The organism is Bartonella sp. AA86SXKL (assembly GCF_042196885.1).
Genome location: NZ_JBHIRE010000070.1, coordinates 1 through 1,916 on the forward strand (window position 1 = coordinate 1; position 1,916 = coordinate 1,916).

Consider the following 1,916-nt stretch of genomic DNA (forward strand, 5'->3'; position numbering starts at 1 on the left):
CAAATTACAGGTGTAGCGGCTGGTAGTGAAGATGCAGACGCAGTGAATCTAAGACAATTGCAAGACTTAGAAGATGTCGTAAGAAAAAATGGTTGGAAACTATCTGTTGACGGTAAAAATGCTAAAACAGTCATTATGGATAGCGGAGTAGATTTTTCTACTGGCAGTACCAATCTTAACATTACAAAAGGTGATAAGGATAATAATGTAAAATTTGATTTAGCTCAAGATGTTACATTAACGAGCTTAAAGGCAGGCACAACTGCCCTAGATGCAACAGGCTTAGTGATTTCTGGAGGCCCCAAAATAACGACCGATGGTATTGATGCTGGAGGTAAAGAGATAAAGAAAGTTAAGGCTGCAGCACTCACTGAGACTTCACAACAAGCGGTGAATGGTTCACAGTTATTTGCAACAAATAATGAAATTGCTGATGTAAGAGACAGTATCCTTGTTAAGCAAGAAGAAGAAAAAGAGGAGAAATTAGCGCGTAGTCTCCGTGCGGGGGGTACAGGTCTCATCACCATTGGGAAAGGAACTGGTGGTACTGAAATCAGCATTCTGAATAAAGATAATGAGAAACGGAAAATTTCCGGTTTATTAGGTGGCGATCTCAGTACAAATTCAGATGAAGCGGTTAATGGCTCACAGCTGTTTACTACAAATCAAAATGTTACAATTGTAGCCACGAATATAGCTAAGTATTTAGGTGGTGGCGCTAAATATGAAAATGGCGCTTGGACTGCTCCTAAATTTACTGTTAAGTCCGTTAAGGATGATGGCAAAACAGAAAACAAAGAATATCCTGATGTAGCATCTGCCTTTGAAGGTGTAGGTACTTCTATCACGAATGTTCAGAATAAATTGACTGAACAGGTTAATAATGTGATTAACAAAGTAGAAAGCGAAAGCTTTGTTCAGCAAGACAAAACAACGCATCGTCTCACTATTGGAGCTGCAGTAGAAGGCAGTGAAATCAATATAGCCAACAAGGCTGGTGCGGATCGGATAATTTCAGGTGTTGGTGAAGCAACAAAGGATAATGAAGCTGTTAACAAAGGTCAGCTTGATAAAAGTCTGAAGGATCTTTCTACCAGCCTTCAGTCTGATGATTCAGCCGTTGTTCATTACGATAAAAAAGATGGTGATAATGGCGGCATTAATTACACGAGTGTGACTTTAGGTGGTAAAGATAAGACAGCTGTAGGTCTCCATAATGTTGCTGATGGTAAGATTGCCAAGGATTCACATGATGCAATCACGGGTGGACAGGTTAATACCATAGCTTCGGATTTATCAAAGATTTTAGGTGGCGCTGTATCCTTTGATGGCAAAAACTTTACAGGACCAACGTATGACTTATCGACAGTTTCTAAAGAGGGTAATGTAACAAATAAATCGTATGAAGGTGTTGAAACAGCCTTTAAAGGACTTGATGAGAATATCAAAACCGTTAACGATCGTATTAAGGAAGTCTCAGAAGGAGTTTCACAGGATTCTTTATCATGGAGTAATCAGAGTAATGCTTTTGTAGCCTTGCATGGAAAAGAAGGTGAAAAGACAAACAGCAAGGTCACATCGCTGGCTGATGGTTCTCTAGTGGCGGGTTCGAGCGATGCGGTTACGGGTGGACAGATTAATACCATAGCTGCGAGTTTAGCAAAAATTTTAGGAGGCAAAGCATCGTTTAGTGCTGATGGCACTTTTACAGCTCCCAGCTATGACTTATCGACAGTTTCTAAAGAGGGTGATGTAACAAATAAATCATATGAAGGTGTTGGAACCGCTTTTTCAGCTCTTGATGCAAATATCAAGAATGTGAATGCACGGATTAAAGAGGTTTCACAAGGAGTTGCACAGGATTCGTTGACGTGGAGCAAAGATGCAAATGCCTTTAGTGCGCAGCATGGAGAAGG

1 pseudogene is annotated in these 1,916 nt (G+C 40.3%); it reads left to right on the top strand.

Features of this window, described 5'->3' with window-relative positions:
* Positions 1-1,916 (top strand): annotated as a pseudogene (locus ACFIO5_RS09745) (hypothetical protein); the annotation flags it as partial.